Source organism: Lysinibacillus sp. NPDC093688, assembly GCF_050280145.1.
GTDB classification, from domain to species: domain Bacteria; phylum Bacillota; class Bacilli; order Bacillales_A; family Planococcaceae; genus Lysinibacillus; species Lysinibacillus xylanilyticus_B.
In genome coordinates, this window is the sequence record NZ_JBNNUX010000008.1 from 138,233 (window position 1) to 155,293 (window position 17,061).

General features: G+C 38.1%; 17 protein-coding genes. 6 read left to right on the forward strand and 11 right to left on the reverse strand.

Translation table 11 applies throughout. From position 1 onward, the window contains the following. Positions 1–236: 236 nt before the first annotated feature. Positions 237–1,718 (forward strand): L-lactate permease, encoded by a 1,482-nt coding sequence (locus ACQKN2_RS09270; protein ID WP_427414714.1) that lies wholly within the window; start codon positions 237–239, stop codon positions 1,716–1,718. Positions 1,719–1,811: 93 nt separating this feature from the next. On the opposite strand, the gene ACQKN2_RS09275 is transcribed toward ACQKN2_RS09270, so the two are convergent. Continuing rightward, positions 1,812–2,129 (reverse strand): transposase, encoded by a 318-nt coding sequence (locus tag ACQKN2_RS09275; protein WP_427414715.1) that lies wholly within the window; start codon positions 2,127–2,129, stop codon positions 1,812–1,814. Between the two features lie 136 nt (positions 2,130–2,265). Between ACQKN2_RS09275 and ytzI the strand changes: the two genes are divergently transcribed. The 4 genes from ytzI to ACQKN2_RS09295 all read left to right on the forward strand — a co-directional run bounded on the left by ytzI (position 2,266) and on the right by ACQKN2_RS09295 (position 3,975). Next, a complete protein-coding gene (ytzI, locus tag ACQKN2_RS09280; RefSeq protein WP_323651320.1) occupies positions 2,266–2,412 on the forward strand; it encodes a YtzI protein in 147 nt (48 codons plus the stop codon). Between the two features lie 70 nt (positions 2,413–2,482). Beyond that, positions 2,483–2,644, forward strand: coding sequence for a hypothetical protein (locus tag ACQKN2_RS09285; protein ID WP_427414716.1), 162 nt, complete (start codon positions 2,483–2,485; stop codon positions 2,642–2,644). Continuing rightward, complete coding sequence (yidD, locus tag ACQKN2_RS09290; RefSeq protein WP_053485074.1) at positions 2,641–2,874, forward strand: membrane protein insertion efficiency factor YidD; 234 nt, start codon at positions 2,641–2,643, stop codon at positions 2,872–2,874. Before ACQKN2_RS09285 ends, yidD begins: the two co-directional genes overlap by 4 nt. A gap of 105 nt (positions 2,875–2,979) precedes the next feature. After that, positions 2,980–3,975: a metal ABC transporter solute-binding protein, Zn/Mn family gene (locus tag ACQKN2_RS09295; protein ID WP_427414717.1), complete on the forward strand. Its 996-nt coding sequence runs from the start codon at positions 2,980–2,982 to the stop codon at positions 3,973–3,975. On the opposite strand, the gene ACQKN2_RS09300 is transcribed toward ACQKN2_RS09295, so the two are convergent. The 7 genes from ACQKN2_RS09300 to ACQKN2_RS09330 all read right to left on the reverse strand — a co-directional run bounded on the left by ACQKN2_RS09300 (position 3,938) and on the right by ACQKN2_RS09330 (position 12,725). After that, entirely contained in the window at positions 3,938–5,143 is a 1,206-nt protein-coding gene (locus ACQKN2_RS09300) for a transglutaminase domain-containing protein (protein ID WP_427414718.1), read from the reverse strand. The two genes, ACQKN2_RS09295 and ACQKN2_RS09300, sit on opposite strands and share 38 nt — an antisense overlap. Positions 5,144–5,699: 556 nt before the next feature. Then, positions 5,700–6,152, reverse strand: a complete 453-nt coding sequence (locus ACQKN2_RS09305; protein WP_427414719.1) for a hypothetical protein — start codon at positions 6,150–6,152, stop codon at positions 5,700–5,702. Between the two features lie 77 nt (positions 6,153–6,229). Beyond that, positions 6,230–7,660 carry an o-succinylbenzoate--CoA ligase gene (locus ACQKN2_RS09310; RefSeq protein ID WP_427414720.1) on the reverse strand — a complete coding sequence of 477 codons (1,431 nt, stop codon included), beginning with the start codon at positions 7,658–7,660 and terminating at the stop codon, positions 6,230–6,232. 162 nt (positions 7,661–7,822) lie between these two features. After that, complete coding sequence (gene menB / locus ACQKN2_RS09315; RefSeq protein ID WP_049667407.1) at positions 7,823–8,641, reverse strand: 1,4-dihydroxy-2-naphthoyl-CoA synthase; 819 nt, start codon at positions 8,639–8,641, stop codon at positions 7,823–7,825. A gap of 160 nt (positions 8,642–8,801) precedes the next feature. After that, entirely contained in the window at positions 8,802–9,635 is an 834-nt protein-coding gene (menH, locus tag ACQKN2_RS09320; protein WP_427414721.1) for a 2-succinyl-6-hydroxy-2,4-cyclohexadiene-1-carboxylate synthase, read from the reverse strand. Next, on the reverse strand, positions 9,623–11,347 hold the full coding sequence (menD, locus tag ACQKN2_RS09325) for a 2-succinyl-5-enolpyruvyl-6-hydroxy-3-cyclohexene-1-carboxylic-acid synthase (protein WP_427414722.1): 1,725 nt from the start codon (positions 11,345–11,347) through the stop codon (positions 9,623–9,625). The genes menH and menD overlap by 13 nt, the downstream gene beginning before the upstream one ends. Next, a complete protein-coding gene (locus ACQKN2_RS09330) occupies positions 11,340–12,725 on the reverse strand; it encodes an isochorismate synthase (RefSeq protein ID WP_427414723.1) in 1,386 nt (461 codons plus the stop codon). Before ACQKN2_RS09330 ends, menD begins: the two co-directional genes overlap by 8 nt. Before the next feature lie 607 nt (positions 12,726–13,332). Here ACQKN2_RS09330 and ACQKN2_RS09335 point away from each other — a divergent pair. Continuing rightward, a complete protein-coding gene (locus ACQKN2_RS09335) occupies positions 13,333–14,253 on the forward strand; it encodes a 1,4-dihydroxy-2-naphthoate polyprenyltransferase (RefSeq protein WP_427414724.1) in 921 nt (306 codons plus the stop codon). 28 nt (positions 14,254–14,281) lie between these two features. Here the strand turns inward: ACQKN2_RS09335 and ACQKN2_RS09340 are convergent, their stop codons facing one another. The 3 genes from ACQKN2_RS09340 to ACQKN2_RS09350 all read right to left on the reverse strand — a co-directional run bounded on the left by ACQKN2_RS09340 (position 14,282) and on the right by ACQKN2_RS09350 (position 16,825). After that, on the reverse strand, positions 14,282–15,208 hold the full coding sequence (locus tag ACQKN2_RS09340) for a dipeptidase (protein ID WP_427414725.1): 927 nt from the start codon (positions 15,206–15,208) through the stop codon (positions 14,282–14,284). A gap of 48 nt (positions 15,209–15,256) precedes the next feature. Next, positions 15,257–15,706 carry a TraR/DksA C4-type zinc finger protein gene (locus tag ACQKN2_RS09345; protein WP_427414726.1) on the reverse strand — a complete coding sequence of 150 codons (450 nt, stop codon included), beginning with the start codon at positions 15,704–15,706 and terminating at the stop codon, positions 15,257–15,259. A 357-nt stretch (positions 15,707–16,063) separates the two neighbouring features. After that, positions 16,064–16,825 (reverse strand): MerR family transcriptional regulator, encoded by a 762-nt coding sequence (locus ACQKN2_RS09350; protein ID WP_427414727.1) that lies wholly within the window; start codon positions 16,823–16,825, stop codon positions 16,064–16,066. Positions 16,826–17,061 lie beyond the last annotated feature (236 nt).

Below are 17,061 nucleotides of genomic sequence, written 5' to 3' on the forward strand. Positions count from 1 at the left end.
GATGACTATTTGCAATGTTTATAAGTTGATCTCCGTTCCAACTGGATGCCCCAGGAAAGCACTTAGTCGGAACGGAAATCAATTCAACGTTATGATAACGAGCCTTTATTTTTACTATAGTGTAATTACGTAGCTACAATCAACAAATAAAATCCCTAGAATTCAACTCCTTCATTTACACTATAGAACAAATTATATATACTATAGTATAAAAAGTGTCATTAGGAGTGATTTTCATGTTAAAGGTCATATTTGCGCTTTTACCGCTAGTTAGTATTTTATTTATGCTTTTCATTCTGAAGAAATCCTCTATTTTCACAGGTTGTGTAGCAGTACTTATTACAACAGCTATTGCAATTTCTCCTCTTTTTCACACTAGTATAAAAATATTACCTACTCCGTTTGCTAAAAGCTTTCTTACCACATCACTTGTAGCCTATATTTTATTTTTTGGTATTCTTTTATTTCATTTAATGGAGAAAGCAGGCGCTATAGAGAAAATAGCCTCTTCCATTTCTACTTCAACTAATGATCGCATCTATCAAGTTTTGATTCTTGCTTTAGGACTATCTCCTTTAATAGAGTCTATTAGCGGTTTTGGTTTAGCTGTTATTGTAATAGCTCCAATTTTAATAGCATTAGGTTTTCATCCTATTCAGTCAGCTCTTATCGCACTAATAAGTCTTTGTATCATTCCATGGGGCACTTTAGCAATGGGAACAATTATCGGTTCAACATTAGCAGATATTCCTTTAACTTCTTTAGGAATCGCGAGCGCATCTATGTGTATCCCTATTTATATTTATTTCGCTTTTTTAGTTACTTTCATAGGTGCGGGCAAGGAAGCTGTAAAAGAAAAATTTTCAAGTGTTCTCTTCACTGGATTGCTATTAGGGGCTTCTGTCTGGTTCTGTAATTGGTTTATTAGTGTAGAACTTGCTGGTTTATTTGGATCATTAACAGTCATTGCTGTAACCTTTTTTATCATTAAATGGAAGAATAAAAAATCTTTTTCTAAAAGTCCAAAAGATTTATTTAAAAATCTTTCACCTTACTTACTACTTATTACATTGTTATTCACATCAAGAATGCTACTTCCACTAAAAAAATTTTTGTCAACTTGGACAATAACGATTGAAAAATATAATTTTCAATTCTCCCCACTCTATGCTCCAGGTTTTTTTCTAATGGTCGTTTGTATTTTTACCATTGTTGTTTTTAAATTAAATCGAATCAACATCTTAGAAAGTATTAAATTAACAATTAACAAATGCTACCCCATTATCATCACGACTTTTTTATACATTGTCGTTTCTGAAATAATGTCACAGTCACAAATGATACAAGTTTTATCATCAGTTGCTGCACAATCTTTTGGTCAATACTTTGTGCTGATTACGCCATTAATCGGTGCGATAGGGGGTTTTTTAACGGGAAGTAATACCGCATCCAATACGATGTTTATTCGATTGCAAACAGCAACAGCGCAACAAATTGGAATTTCCCCACTGCTAGCGGCTAGTGCTCAAAATGTGAGCTCATCTCTAATGACAATGGTCAATCCATCAAGAGTCGCACTTAGCTGCTCTGTTTGTCAAATCAGTGAATTAGAAAATAACGTTCAAAAGAAATTGACGCTCGTAGGTATCGGGACACTTTTAATTTTAATCATTGAAATTGCAATAATAGTAGTTTTCAATATTAGCTTTCAATATTAGCTTTCATTAACGGTATCCTCTCTTAACGAAAAAAGCGCTTCTAAGTAAAAGCTATCAAAGTAGGGTCACTGAAGTTTTCAGTGACCCTAACTTTTAGGCACGTTTATTGAAGTATGGAAGCTGTTCCACAAATGCCTTCGTATCTGCATCCCCATATTCATGGACAAGTGCATAGATTTTTTTTAATCGCAAATCAATTTCATCATTTTCTCTATCAAGATGATATTGTATATATGGTAATTGTGCACGCCATGCATTTGAAATTTCTAACATCTGCATTTGCTGAAAAATCTTTTCAAAGACATCTAATGCTTGGCGATCTATATTGAGTTCAAAGTTCCACGGTCCTGCATATGGATTAGTATAATACGTTCTATTGGCAAGTGAAAAATATACACGCTGACGCTCCATCCTAAAACACTCCTTTTTCCATAGTATGGAGGTAACCGTGTTGTTTTATTCGCTGGAATGTCAAACTTCCTTCACAACTAAGGTAGATGATCTAATTTATAATAGGAAGTAAGGAATAAGGAACGGAGTGAATGCCATGAGTTTAATCACACTCTTAATTGTAGCAGCAATCATCGTTATTTTAGTAACGGTCGCGACTATTATTAGTGTCAATCGTGCGTATGCTTTTAAACATACAGTTGACGATAAACCTCAGCAAAGCTTTCATCGAGATGATGACTAGTTCAATTTGTACATTTTTTTAAGAGATTCTTTTATAATAGTATTAACAAATAGAATTTGGAGTGAACGCAATGGGAGTACCATTACCAATAATCATTATGATCGCAATGATGATGCTTATGTTTGGCGTTTCTGTCATTGTCCTGTTGAAGAAAAAAAGCAATTTCTTTACACAAACTATCGATGCTAAACCTAAGCAAATCAACGCTCAACAAGAGGACAAAAAAATATGAAATATCCCTTTATATGGCTCATTAAGTTTTACAGAAAATTTATATCACCCATGACGCCGCCATCCTGTCGCTTCCATCCTACATGCTCTTCCTATGGACTTGAAGCTTTTCAAAAACACGGTGCCATTAAAGGATTCTATTTAACGATTAAACGTATATCAAAATGCCAACCATTCCATCCAGGTGGCTTTGATCCAGTACCTGAAAAATGGCCTTCGAAAAAGAATTAATTTTCGAGGGTCATTTTTTCTTGTGCTTTTTTCAGATGTGCGTTATTATAGAAAATGTTCAAAACAAATCGTAATGATTACTATTATAAAGAGGTATACTATCAGATGAAAAAAATATTTTTGTTATTTTTAGTTACAGTTCTTGCCCTATTCACTGCTGCCTGTGGGGATAAATCATCAACATCCAAACAGTCAGAGACAAAGGATAAATTGACTATTTACACAACTGTTTATCCATTAAGTTATTTTGCACAACGAATTGGTGGCGATTTTGTAGAGGTTTCTTCTATTTACCCCGCTGGCGCGAATGAACACACATTTGAGCCAACACAAAAAGATATGATGAACTTAGCAGATGCTGATATATTTTTCTATATCGGCTTAGGGCTAGAGGGCTTTGTTGAAAATGCCAAAAAGACTCTAGCTAATGAAGATGTAGCAATGGTGGCAACAGCAGATCAGGTTTCAGATGAAAAATTAGCGATGAGTACAGGTCACACACATGATGATGAAGAAGAAGCACATCACGGTCATGAAGACGGACACGGACATGATGATCATGATCACGGTAATGTAGATCCACATGTTTGGCTATCACCAACGATCAGTCAAGACTTAGCACTTTCTATTAAAAACACTTTAGTTGAAAAAATGCCAGAACAAAAAGCTACATTTACAGCTAACTACGAAGCATTGGTAAAAGAACTACAAGATTTAGACAACGAATTTAAAGCAATGGCTGATAAAGCGCAAGAAAAAACGTTCTTCGTATCACATGCAGCATTTGGCTATATCGCAGGACAATACGGCTTAAAGCAAGTGCCAATAGCTGGCTTAAACTCGCAAAATGAGCCTTCTCAAAAAGAACTTACGACGATTGTTGATAAAGCAAATGATTTGCATATTCACTACATTTTATTCGAGCAAAATGTCTCTTCTAAATTAGCCGAGGTTATCCAAAAAGAAGTTGGAGCAGAGTCTCTTGTCTTGCATAATTTAAGCGTTTTAACAACAGATGATGTGAAGAAAAATGAAACTTACTTCACCCTTATGAAGAGAAATATTAAAACTTTAAACACTGCTTTAAACGTTCACAAGTAAATGAGTAAGGAGGTGCCCCGAAAATCGTATGGGGCACCTCCTTTGTTATGACGTACTTTTCTTGTGGCATTCGTTTTTCCGCTCTATCAACACTTACTAGCGCTTTTTTCTTATGCTCAGTATTTTGTATTATTTTTCGGTGAGCCCTTACTTGGACTACATTACTTTCTAAAATGATTGGTTCCCATTCATTTAGATGTACCTGAACACTCTTTTCGCTTTTATTACCTTTCAAAAACAGTATAGGCTGTTCTATTAATGGCTTTACTATTTGTTTATTTTTACTTAAAACGGACAGCCCTTTTTCAAAGGTAAACTGACTATCCATCATTGGTTTTGTAAGAACTTTAATCTTTGTTTTTTCTTGTAAATCGATATAGGCTTCGCTTGTAGCAGCTGGGAAACTCGAATAGTCCCAAGAGTGGTCCTGTACTAATTGGCGATCAGAAACTAAAAAATAATTATAACGTACCTCACCCTTCAGATCAGGCAACGGATCATCCCAAGTAACATCGATATGATACCATGCATTATCAAGCTTTACTAAGACCCAGGCGTGTAGTTGTTCCCCTACTTTTCCTGGCACATATTGTACCTCAAAGCCTTGCATCTCTAGCATTCGATAAAGCACTAGAGCATATGCCTGACAAACTCCCTTCTTTTCTGTAAGCAATGTGTAGGGAGAATATGGACTTCCTTCGGTTTCCTTTGAATATTCAGCAGATAGGACGATAAAATCATGTGCAGCTTGTATTTTTTGCAATTCACTTAATCCATGCATAGGTGCAATAATATTCGTCAAAGTCTGTTCTACAAACGCTTCCTCTTGCTGTGAAATATGATAGGTAAACTCAAATCTAATGACGATATTATTGGCATATCCTTCATATTTCCATTTAAAACTAGAAATATTGGCGTAAATATATGGATCTTGAATAGCATGTTTAATAAGCTCTGATAGTTCATCTTTTATTTCCGTCGTATTACCAGTATAACGAATGTCAAATTCAGTAGTTAATTGCATGACTTGGTTTTGAATTTGATATTGTAGTGATTCTATTGAATTGGCTGTTGCAATGTTTTTTTGTTCATAGTTTGCGAATACTTGCACATGACTCATTTGTAGAACAAATAATATAATGACAACATTATATATATATTTTCTCATATGAGTCATTCTCCTTTAATAACTAGTTTATGCCTGTCATTTCTTATTATGTTAATGAATGATTAATTTAATCCTAAAAGTTTACTAAAAATGACTTATCAATTATGCCTCTGCATAATTGCGTCCGGAATCGGAAAGAAGTTAAAACGAATAAAAGAAGCCTTCTTATAAATGAAGGCTTCCCTTTATAGTGTTGAAAAAAACTATTATCTCAATGAAATTAAATTATGTATGGCTTTTTTGCAAAGCGAGAAGTTGATTTCCGTTCCGACTGGGCGCTTTCCTGGGGGCGTCCGATGAGCCGCTTCACTCGCTTTGCTCGCTGCAGGGTCTCATCTGTGACGCTGATCCCCGAGGAGTCGCCCTGTCTCCACTCCAATCAACCAATTCACATAGTATATCACTCTAATAGAGTCATAAAACGAAATTTCAGTAAGTGGTTTTTGTCTTTCAAAAGTGAAGCGCCACAGCCTTTATATAGATTCCCCTAATCATTTTGTTTTTCAAGACACATAAAAGAGCATCGATTCCGATGCTCTTTTAGTGTAAAAATTTATTAAATTCTTTTTGTTTCAGTAATTTTAGGCTCATCATATGAAATAATATCGATTGTATGGTTTAAACAAGGAATTTGATAGTGAACGAACTGCTTTTCAGGAAATATATCTTCAGCAATTGTTCCTGCTTTAATAAAATCCAAGTACTTAGATTTAGAGTAAATTCTAAAAAGATTGCCATCGGAAATTTCGTAATCGTCCATTACCGTAAAAGATTCATTAATAATGGAGTAAGCAACATACGTTTCAAAATCTAATTGTAGAATTGGTATATTATCATCAACATCAATTGAGGATGCTTCTATTTCAACCTCATCTGTAATTTTCACGAATTCCTTGGTATTGTTCACATTACACCTATCGATAAGTACCCTCAATGAATTATCTTCTGGTTCAAACAATTTGTTTAAATATATATACCCTTTAAATTTCATCAAATCTTGAAAATTCATTTCTTTACCCTCATGTTAAAAATCTATCAGAAATAAGTTAAATCTTTCTTGTCAAACACCTATAATGAAAACTTCTTTTAGTATTCGTTCATTAATTTTCTACGAAGTAGCTTATTGGCGCCGTTTCGTGGAAGCTCGTCCGTAACAATAATCTCTTTTGGTAGTTTATATTTCGCAAGCTTCTTTTGACAAAATGCTTGTATTTGCTCTACCTGAACATGTTCTTTTAATACAACAAAGGCGATTGGTACTTGTCCCCATTCATCATCCTCGATGCCGCATACTCCCGCTTCCTTTACAGCAGGATGTGTAAGTAGCACATTTTCGATTTCAGCAGGATAAATATTTTCGCCACCTGAAATAATTAAATCAGCCCGACGATCAATAACAAATAAATAACCATCTTCATCTATATAGCCAATATCCCCTGTATGGAGCCAGCCATCAATCGTTGCACCTTTTTGAGCAAAACGACCAATATACCCTGGTGTAACATGTGGACCACGTATACAAATCTCACCTTCACCATTGTCATTCGGCTCAGCAATGCGAATTTGATTAAAAAATAATGGTTTTCCCGCTGAACCAATTTTTTTCATCGCATCTTCATTCGCTAATGTTGCAGTTTGCGACGAAGTTTCAGTCATACCATATGTTTGAGCTACAGCTAAATGTAATGCATGCGCTCTCTTTAAATAATCCACCGGTACAGGTCCACCACCTGCTAGCATCATTTTAAATTTCGGTGAAGCTTGCGCATTTTTCTGTTCAAGGGTATGTAGAATCCTTTCCAACGTGACCGCGACTACTGACATATGTGTAACCTCGCCATCCATTATATTTTGGGAAATGGCTTCTGCATCAAATTGATCATATAAATGCACTTTATTACCGTATAACAGTGAACGCACTAAAATAGAAAAGCCGCTAATATGAAAAAGCGGTACAGCACATAACCAAGTATCATCCGCATGCAAGCCTATATTTAAAACTGAGGCCGTTGCACTTGCCTGGTGATTTCCTACTGTTTGACAAACGCCCTTCGGAAAACCAGTCGTACCAGATGTGTACATAATCGATGTTGTTTGGTTTAAAGACCATTCTTTCGTAATATCAATAGCCGTTTCTGTACTTTTTTCTATAGTAGAAAATAAATAATAAGTCGTATGTGATGGTAATTTTTCTATATCCTCATCTGCAATTAATACTGCCATAGCCTTAGAATCCTCTAGCTGATAGGCAATTTCATCCTGTGTTAGCCTACGATTTAACATGACCATTTCACATTGTAAATGCATACAAGCATACATCATAATGACAAGAGAAGGCTTACTCGGCCCCATTATTGCAATACGGTCTCCTTGCTTAATATCTAATGTTGTAAGTTGACGAGCACGTTTTAAAGATAAATCATTTAACTCTTGAAATGTCCAAGTCTGCTCATTATATGTTAAACCGTTTCGTAAAGGTGTTAAATACGCTCTCTGTAAAATCCAATTTAGATACAACTTGTTATTCCTCCAATCTGCCTTAATCTTACCGTTTCATCGGATTATCCATCAGTTGGACATGGAGTTCCGTCACTCTGACAAGTCTATCCGTCTTACCCGTTTAGATATACAAAAAGCTCGTATCTCATTAAGATACGAGCCGTTTATCGCTTCAGATCATCAAGGGAATCTTGGGAATTGACCGAAATCTGGTTGACGTTTTTCTTTAAATGCGTCACGACCTTCTTTAGCTTCATCTGTTGTGTAGTAAAGAAGAGTAGCGTCGCCAGCCATTTGTTGAAGACCTGCTAAACCGTCTGTATCTGCATTCATTGCTGCTTTTAAGAAGCGTAGAGCAGTTGGAGACATTTGTAGCATTTCTTCACACCATTGTACAGTTTCATCTTCTAATTGCTCATAAGGAACAACTGTGTTAACTAATCCCATATCAAGTGCTTGCTGTGCATCATATTGACGGCAAAGGAACCAAATTTCACGCGCCTTTTTATGACCGATAATACGTGCAAGATAGCCTGAGCCATACCCAGCATCGAATGAACCAACTTTTGGTCCAGTTTGTCCAAAGCGAGCGTTGTCAGCAGCAATTGTTAAGTCACAGACAACGTGTAATACGTGTCCTCCACCGATTGCATAGCCTGCAACCATCGCTACTACAGGTTTTGGAATAACACGGATTAAACGTTGTAAATCAAGAACGTTTAGACGTGGGATCTCATCTTCACCAACGTAGCCGCCATGACCGCGTACTTTTTGGTCTCCACCTGAACAGAAGGCATGCTCACCTTCACCAGTTAAAATGATAGCTCCAACATTTTTATCATCACGTGCACGTGAAAAAGCATCGATCATTTCCATTACCGTTTTTGGTCGGAATGCGTTGCGTACTTCTGGACGGTTAATCGTAATTTTTGCGATACCGTTATAGAACTCATACTTAATGTCTTCATAAGTATGTAAACTTGTCCATTGACGTGTCATTGAATTGCCTCCTAATAATTAAATTCGTCTCGTTCAAAATCGAGGCGATAACGTAAAAATAACATTACGATCAATTATGCCTCGGCATAATTGCGTCTGGAATCGGCTTTGTGCAAGCACAAAGAATTCCTTTCCGATTCCATGACATCCGCCGGAGGCTTTAACTTCTTTCATTGGTGTTGAAAGAAGTTAAATACTCCTCTACTATTGTAGCAAAATCAGCGGGATTTTCCACATGAATTGCATGTCCTGCGTCATTTACTGTCATATGCTTGGCATTTTTTAATAACGCTTTCATTTCCAGTGCTATTTTACAAAATTTCTCATCAAGTGAACCTGTAATTAAAAGCACAGGAAATTCAAGTTTCTCCAATGACATCCAATTCGGCGGTTGACTTCCAGTACCAATGCCTCGTAAGCTACCTGCCAAGCCTTCCTCCTTCTGAGAAAGTCGCTCGAACCTAATCGCTTCTTGCACATTGTCTGGTAAACGCTTTTGAGATTCAAACAAAGGAATGTTCCCCCATGCATTGACAAATGATAACAAACCATTACTAATTATTTTTTCAGCGAGAGCGTTGTCCCTCACACAACGTTCAGAACGTTCCTTTACAGTTCGTAAACCTGGCGAAGCACTTTCTAAAATTAGCTTTCTAATGCGTTCAGGGTAGGAGGTTGCATACGATAATGCAACTCTTCCTCCCATCGAATAGCCTAGCAGCGTAAATTTCTTAAGCTCTAACTGGCAAAAAACTTCCTCTAAATCTTGGATTTGCTCTTGCATAGAGAAACGACTAATTTGCTGAGGTATAGCCGTTTGACCATGTCCAATTAAATCAATGGCAATAACACGTACACTAGGTAGAGCTTTCGCTAAATTCCGCCATGTAGCCGTACTACCTGTAAAACCATGCAATGCAACGAGCGTTTGCTCCGCTTCTTCATTCCAGGTTTCCACGTTCGTTTCAAGCCCTCGAACCATTAGCTTTGCCATGCTTTTAACCCCGCATTAATGCGATTCCACAGTGCCCGATGCGCATATACATTTTCCTCTCGGTTCGTGAAAATTTCGATTAAGCGCATTGGTCGTTTTTTGACCGTTGTGAACTTTACTGATAGCTCTGAAATATCGTCTACGCGTATATAGTCCATATCATACATATTGGCAATATCACGGAATTTAAGGGCAGTTGGCGTGCCAAATAAATCTTCATAATGTGCCTCGACTGTAGATTGTGGTAAATAAGAGAAAATACCGCCGCCATCATTATTCATAACGATAATTGTCAGATTGCATTCCTGGTATCTTGAAGCAATTAGCCCGTTGACATCATGTAAAAAGGCTAAATCGCCAATAAGCAAGTAGGTTTCGCGGTTATTTCCTTGACTAAAGCCCATTGCAGTCGATACGACGCCATCAATACCATTCGTTCCACGATTCGCAACAATACGGAGATCCTTCGGTGTCGCCATTAAAAACGTATCAATATCACGCACTGGCATACTGCTACTAACAAAAATATCACTGCCATTAGGAATCATTTTTAGTAATCGACTTACCATTGCTCCCTCATCAATTGCACCATCAGAATAGTGTTCAATATACTCTAGTGCTATATCATTAGCATCTTGCCACTCAGCTAAATACGCTGCTTCTAGTGCTGTTTCAGAGATTTCTAATTGCGTGAGCCACTCACCAATACTTGCATGAACAAAATGAGTAGACACACCTGTAGCATCACGGAACATCGGATCTTCATCGACAACAATATAAGCATCCGGCTGAGACTTAGTAATAAATTGCATAATAAATTTAGAAACAGGCTGTGCTCCTAAACGAAGTACCGTATCTGGTTTAACTAATGCTTTAAAATCTTCGCTTTTCATAATTGCATCGTACGTTGTGACAATATATGGCAGGCAATCCTCTGGGACAGACGAGCGCATATTAGATAGACTCTCGACAATGACCGGCCATTTCAATTGGCGAACAAACTCCCACATAATTGATAAATCTGTACCAAGTGCTAGCTCACCAATAATAACGAAACCTCTTTTAGTTGCACGTAAAATCTCCGACAGCTCTTGTTGAGTCGCCATTGAAGGTATTAACTGACCCATACTACTGTGCTTAAATGTCGCTTCTGGAAGTTCCTCTCGAAAATCAATCAACAAAGGCTCTCTAAACGGTACATTTATATGCACTGGTCCAAATGGTGCGCTCATTGCAATCGCCACTGCACGGGCAATATGGCGCTCGATAAACGGCAATGTTGGTGCTGCATCATCTGCCAACGGGAAATCCACGCTCCATTTGACTTGCGTGCCATATAAATTCGGCTGATTGATAGCCTGTGGTGCACCTACCTCTCGCAATTCATGTGGACGATCAGCTGTGATGACAATTAACGGTACACGAGCATAGCTTGCCTCAACAATGGCAGGAAAATAGTTTGCCGCAGCTGTTCCCGATGTACATAAAAGAACAACTGGTTTTGCTGTCGCCTTTGCAATTCCTAACGCGAAAAAGGCAGCAGATCGCTCATCAACCTGACGATACATATGAAGCTGTTTCGTTGAAGCAAATGCATAAGCTAAAGGTGTAGAACGTGAGCCAGGGCTGACAACAACGTTTTCAACACCAGCTTGCACTAATGAAGCTACCATTTTATAAACATAATCCGTTAACATTTCTCGTTCACTCATGTAATTGTCCTCCTAGCGCACGAAGCATTGGACGGAATTTCACTAATGTTTCCTCATATTCAGATTGCGGCTCTGAATCTGCTACTATACCGCCACCAGCATATAAATAAGCTTTATCCTTAAGTAAAGCGGCCGAACGAATGGCCACTGCAAATTCCCCATTGCCTTCAGCATCTACCCAACCAATTGGAGCTGCGTAAAGTCCACGATTCATAGGCTCATACTTACGTATAGCTGCCATTGCCTCTTTCCTTGGCACACCACCTAAAGCTGGCGTTGGATGCAAAGACTTTGTCAGTTGTAAGATGGTTGCCTCATTATTCAACTGACCTTCAACAGGTGTATATAAATGTTGTATATCTCTAATCTTTAGTAAGCGAGGACTATCTGGTACGTTCATCTCCACACAATTTTTACGGAATGTTTCCGCAATCATATCGACAACATATTGATGCTCGCCACCGTTTTTCGAATCATTTAATAAGCTTTGTCCATAGGCTTCATCTTCCTCAGCCGTCTTACCACGTTTAATAGAACCTGCCACACAAGATGAAAAGGCGCGGCCCTTTTCTACTTTTACAAGACGTTCAGGGGACGCACCAAAGAACAATAATTCTTGACGCTCTAAACCAAATAAATAGCTCTCTGGCTGCTCATGAATAATTTGTGATAGTACTTGTGGTGAAGAAACTTCTTCTTTAAATTGCAATGCTAGTGAGCGTGCAATAACAACTTTATCTGCCTTCTTTTGCTTAATCAATGCTGTTACTTGGTCAATCGACGCTAAATATGGCTCCTTATATGGCTCAAAATAACTTGTGATTTCAGGCTTTGAATACGTTTTCACTTCTTTTACCTGAGCAGCATGAATTAAATGATCTCGCTCTTTACGTAACGCGTCAAACTGAGACTCTGCCTGCCCATTTTTTGAAATAAGATGGATACTTACAAACGCTTTGTCATCACGTATGACAAGCTGATATGTTGCGAGCGCAAAAAAAGCCTCCGGAAAGTCTGTCCACTCCCCAGCAACATTATTTTGTGGATCGAATGTAAATCCGCCAAACAAAATTGGCTGTAGCTCACTTTGTCCCTTAACACAGTTTTTCGTTAAACTTTTCCATTCAGCTTCTATTGCATCGTAGCGATCATTTTTGGCGTTATTTTGAATCGTATAGGCATGTCCTAGCCCTACTAATGTCATTGTTTTTTCTCTATTTTGCCAATAAAATCGTTCACCTTTATAATGCTCCTCGCCCGCCGCATAAAATGCGAGCGCCGATAAGCGACTTACCTCAATTGTTTCCATATAAAAATGAAGGCTTTGGCCCAAAGAGTCCACTTCTACCTCTGTGGCTTGGTACCACTTCTGTTGCATGAAAATTACCTCCGTTGTTGCAATGTACATAATGAATGACGCACGGTATGTTTTGTACTCGTTCTAACTTTCAATATAAATTTTAACTGCTTTGGCTTTTCTATAACACAAATTGACCAAACCTTTGCATAATAAAGTGAGCGTTAGTACTTTTACCACATCATTTTTCTTTTGTTAAAGTAGCCGTCATTTTTATTTACCAGCCTATTCTTTGTACTGTTGCTATTATCTTAATTATTGTTTTCAGTTCATAAATGCATGTTCTATTGTATCATTTTTTTTAACTTCTTTCAGCAAATGTCCTTTGTACCGAAAGCGTAGCGACAGGTACAGAAGTCTCCCTCCTCTATAGGTGGTGAGATGAATGCGGATTTAAGCTACTTTTCAGCGGGTGTCCAAACAGCCGCTGAAAGAAGTTAAAAGCCTCCGGCGGATGTCACGTAATCGGAAAGGAGTTCTTTGTGCAAGCACAAAGCCGATTCCGGACGCAATTATGCCAAGGCATAATTGATCTGAACTGTATATAATAAGCTGTGAACCTATCCATTTTCTCATTCTTCGTATAAAATAAGAATAGTCTACAACATTTGAAGGAGAGAAAGACCTTATGACCAAAGTCATTGAAGCTGATAGGGGTTTTAAAGTTTGGTGGCATTTAACACGTCCACATACTTTAACCGCTTCATTCGTTCCAGTATTTTTAGGAACAGCGATTGCCTTAGCAATTGAAAAACAAACAATCGATTATGGACTATTTTTTGCTATGCTCATTGCAAGTATGCTTATTCAAGCAGCAACAAATATGTTCAATGAATATTACGATTACAAATTAGGACTAGACAATGAAAATTCTGTCGGTATCGGTGGAACGATTGTACGTCACGGTGTTCAACCAAAAACTATTATGATGATTGCCTTAAGCTTTTATGCAATCGCTATGCTGCTTGGCATTTACATATGTGCCTCTACCTCTTGGTGGCTTGCCGCCGTCGGGCTTGTTTGTATGCTTGTCGGTTTTTTATATACTGGAGGACCTTATCCTATAGCCTATTCACCATTCGGAGAACTTGTATCTGGCGCTGTTATGGGAATGGGTATTGTCTTAATCGCCTTTTATATTCAAACACTTACAGTAACTTTTGATGCTGTTTTGCTTTCAGTACCTAGTATGATTTTAGTTGGGGCAATCATGCTGTCCAACAATATTCGTGATATCGTTGGCGATACAGAGGGTGGTCGAAAAACGCTTGCTATTTTAGTGGGCCGAGACAATGCCATTTCTGTCCTATCTGGCTTTTTTATCATTTCGTACTTATGGGTAATCGCTCTTGTAGCAATTGACGGTATTACCTTTTGGGCTCTAATCATTTTCTTAAGTGTTCCAAAGCCACTTCGTGCGATTCAAATTTTCCGCGATAAAAAAGAAGCTAAAGAAGTGATGCCTGCGATGAAATTTACAGCGCAAACAAATACATTCTTCGGCTTCCTCTTAGCAATCGGTTTATTAATTCAATATTTCTTTTATTAAGATGATCCATATTAAAGATGCAGCAACCTTAAAAGGTTGCTGCATCTTTTACATAGCGTCGAAAATTATTACTTGCAATACCGCAAACTTCTTCGATTGAAAAGTGTTCATGTAATGCCTCTAACAAATTTTGTGCCTCTCCTGCGTGCGCTAATCCTTTGACAGTAGCATCTATACCATCGAAGTCTGAACCTAGTCCAAGGTGCTCTACCCCTACTATATTCGCTAGATGCTTCACATGCGCTACTAAATCATCCATCATAGCTTTGTCATGGATAAAAGTCGGGTAGTAAACGACATGTATATGACCACCATGCTTAACAAGTGCTTTCGCCTGAGCATCCGTTAAATTTCTAGGATGATCACAAATTGCACGTGCATTACTATGACTCGCAATTAGATGCTTTGCTAGTGGCAAGACATCCCAAAAGCTCTGTTCATTTAAATGTGAGACATCGATAATGATATCTCTCTCATTTAGCAAGTTTATAACTTCTTTACCAAATGATTTTAAACCAAGGCTTGCATCCTGTTCAGCACCGTGGGCTACTGCATTTTCTTCATTCCACGTTAGGCCAACAAGCTTCACACCTGCGTCTAAAACAGCAGAAAGCTTTGCTAAATCTTCACCGATTGGACCACAGCCCTCTAAGCTTAAAATGGCACCAATTTCATGCGGAGCTAAAGTATCTAATTGAGACCAATCCGTAATATGCACCATGCCCTCAGTTTGTAATACATGTGTATGGAAGGCTTCAATTTGCCGCACCGCCTCTAAAAATTGCATGCTTTGCGGAATTTTAGGATTTATAAAAATAGCAAATACTTGTGCTTTAACTCGCCCTAAATGTAATCTCTCTCGATTAGCTTGCAGACGTACATCATCTTCAAATTTTGCCGCTTCTAAAGTTGTTAATTTCAATAGAGCATCGCAATGTAAATCAATTATGTCCATATCCTCACCCCATACAGCTATTATACTGCCTGTGAGTGAAAATGCTTACTAACTTTTATCTTGTGGTGTATCAGAAGAGCCAAATTCCTCAAGTTCTATGAAATCATCCGATTTTGGGGTAGAAGATAACACATCTTCCTCTACTGGCCTTAAATTATCTTCTTTGTGCTCCGCATGCTCAACACATGTCAGTGCTTTCGGCATAGCTTCTAAGCGACCAATCGGAATCTCTTCACCACATACAGCGCATTTACCATATGTACCATCCTCCATCGCTTGTAGTGCCGCCTTTATTTCCTCAGCTTCGTCACCGCGGTGCTCATCAATCGCCATTTCCGTTAGCTGATCCGTTAAATCACTTGCATTGTCAGCTGGATGATTATCATAATTAGATAGCTCTGTCGCTTGTGGACGCTCTGATTCCTCCAGTTGCTGTTCTATTTCCTGTAGTTCCTGCTCTAATTGCTTTTTTAATTTTTCCATTACTTGTGGGTTCAAAAAAATCTCCTCCTCATGCCTTCATTTTTTCCTAAATTAATATTTCTAAAACATTAAGCATGAGAAGGAGACACTTATTTTTTTTGTATAATTTATCAATCGAGTTGATTAACCATTTGTATCCATTCTAATTAATTTGAAGGCTCTGATTTCCGCAACAGGCTACTCGCTTTCCTGCGGGCGTCGAGTAGCCCTACGCTACAATCAGTTAAAATGGACATACATTAGCAAAATATCAACAAAAAATATACTTTTATCAGCCAATAATAAACCTATATTTCCCTATTCAACACGCCTGATAATTTATCTTTTATTCAGGCAATGTTTTCTGTAGCGGAAGCGAAACGTCAGCTATAATTACGCCATAGTGAAATTGAGGATGGCATCGTGTAAATATTGTGCTGCTCCTTTAGAAACACGTTCATCGTAATAAGCGGAAAAGCGTTCATCCGCTACATACATTTGTGCTATACCTGCATGTGCTTCCTTAGAATATTGTGACCATGAAAAGCTAAGCCAACGTTTATGAAGCTCCGCTACCTCCATTGCCACATCATTGTTTGTATCACCGATTGCCATCGCTTCTTTTAAACGAGCAAATAATTGCTGTTCTAGCTGCTGCATAGCCTCATACTGTTCCTCGGTCATATTCATTAGCGTCGCATTCGATGCATCAACCGTTTTGTCACCATATTTTGCACGGATTTCTTGACCATATTGCTTTTCATTTTCCTCGATTAGCTTCTCTTTAAATCCAATAAATTTCTCATCATTTGTCATTGGTTGTTCCTCCTCAATAGATTGAATGGTTTTTTCCACTGTTTGTAATATCTTTTCCAGCTGTTCTTTGCGTTTCAGTAAAGCCGTACGATGGGTTTTGAGTGCCTCTGTATGTTTGAAATCTGGCGATTGAATAATTTCCTTAATGGTTGCTAGCTTTATATCTAATGCTCTATAAAATAAAATTTGCTGGAGCATATCAACTTCAAACTGTCCGTAAAATCGATAGCCCACCTCATTGGTTCTTGCTGGCTTCAGTAATCCAATTTCATCGTAATAGCGTAGTGTTCTTGTGCTAACCCCGGATAATTGAGCAAGCTCTTGAATTGTAAATTCCACACTGTTCACCCCCTCTACAACTACTGTAAATCTTTACGCAACGTTAAGGTCAAGAAAAAAATCAAAAAAATTGGCTTGTTACCATAACGTGGGTTGATTTCCGTTCCGACTGGGCGCTTTGTTGCTGCCGCTACGTTAGCACTACGCTTTCGCACAGAGCAAAGCTTCCTGGGGGCGTCGGGGCAACAGGATGTTGGTCACGAAGGCGTTATCACAGGACGTGATGCTTTTAGCCT

Coding starts and splice junctions, on each gene's coding strand:
- ACQKN2_RS09305 (WP_427414719.1), bottom strand. CDS start 6,152: ATGAATTTTCAAGATTTGATGAAATTTAAAGGGTATATATATTTAAAC.
- ACQKN2_RS09285 (WP_427414716.1), top strand. CDS start 2,483: ATGGGAGTACCATTACCAATAATCATTATGATCGCAATGATGATGCTT.
- ACQKN2_RS09300 (WP_427414718.1), bottom strand. CDS start 5,143: ATGAGAAAATATATATATAATGTTGTCATTATATTATTTGTTCTACAA.
- menD (WP_427414722.1), bottom strand. CDS start 11,347: ATGAGTGAACGAGAAATGTTAACGGATTATGTTTATAAAATGGTAGCT.
- ACQKN2_RS09340 (WP_427414725.1), bottom strand. CDS start 15,208: ATGGACATAATTGATTTACATTGCGATGCTCTATTGAAATTAACAACT.
- ytzI (WP_323651320.1), top strand. CDS start 2,266: ATGAGTTTAATCACACTCTTAATTGTAGCAGCAATCATCGTTATTTTA.
- ACQKN2_RS09275 (WP_427414715.1), bottom strand. CDS start 2,129: ATGGAGCGTCAGCGTGTATATTTTTCACTTGCCAATAGAACGTATTAT.
- ACQKN2_RS09270 (WP_427414714.1), top strand. CDS start 237: ATGTTAAAGGTCATATTTGCGCTTTTACCGCTAGTTAGTATTTTATTT.
- menB (WP_049667407.1), bottom strand. CDS start 8,641: ATGACACGTCAATGGACAAGTTTACATACTTATGAAGACATTAAGTAT.
- ACQKN2_RS09295 (WP_427414717.1), top strand. CDS start 2,980: ATGAAAAAAATATTTTTGTTATTTTTAGTTACAGTTCTTGCCCTATTC.
- menH (WP_427414721.1), bottom strand. CDS start 9,635: ATGGCAAAGCTAATGGTTCGAGGGCTTGAAACGAACGTGGAAACCTGG.
- ACQKN2_RS09330 (WP_427414723.1), bottom strand. CDS start 12,725: ATGCAACAGAAGTGGTACCAAGCCACAGAGGTAGAAGTGGACTCTTTG.
- yidD (WP_053485074.1), top strand. CDS start 2,641: ATGAAATATCCCTTTATATGGCTCATTAAGTTTTACAGAAAATTTATA.
- ACQKN2_RS09335 (WP_427414724.1), top strand. CDS start 13,333: ATGACCAAAGTCATTGAAGCTGATAGGGGTTTTAAAGTTTGGTGGCAT.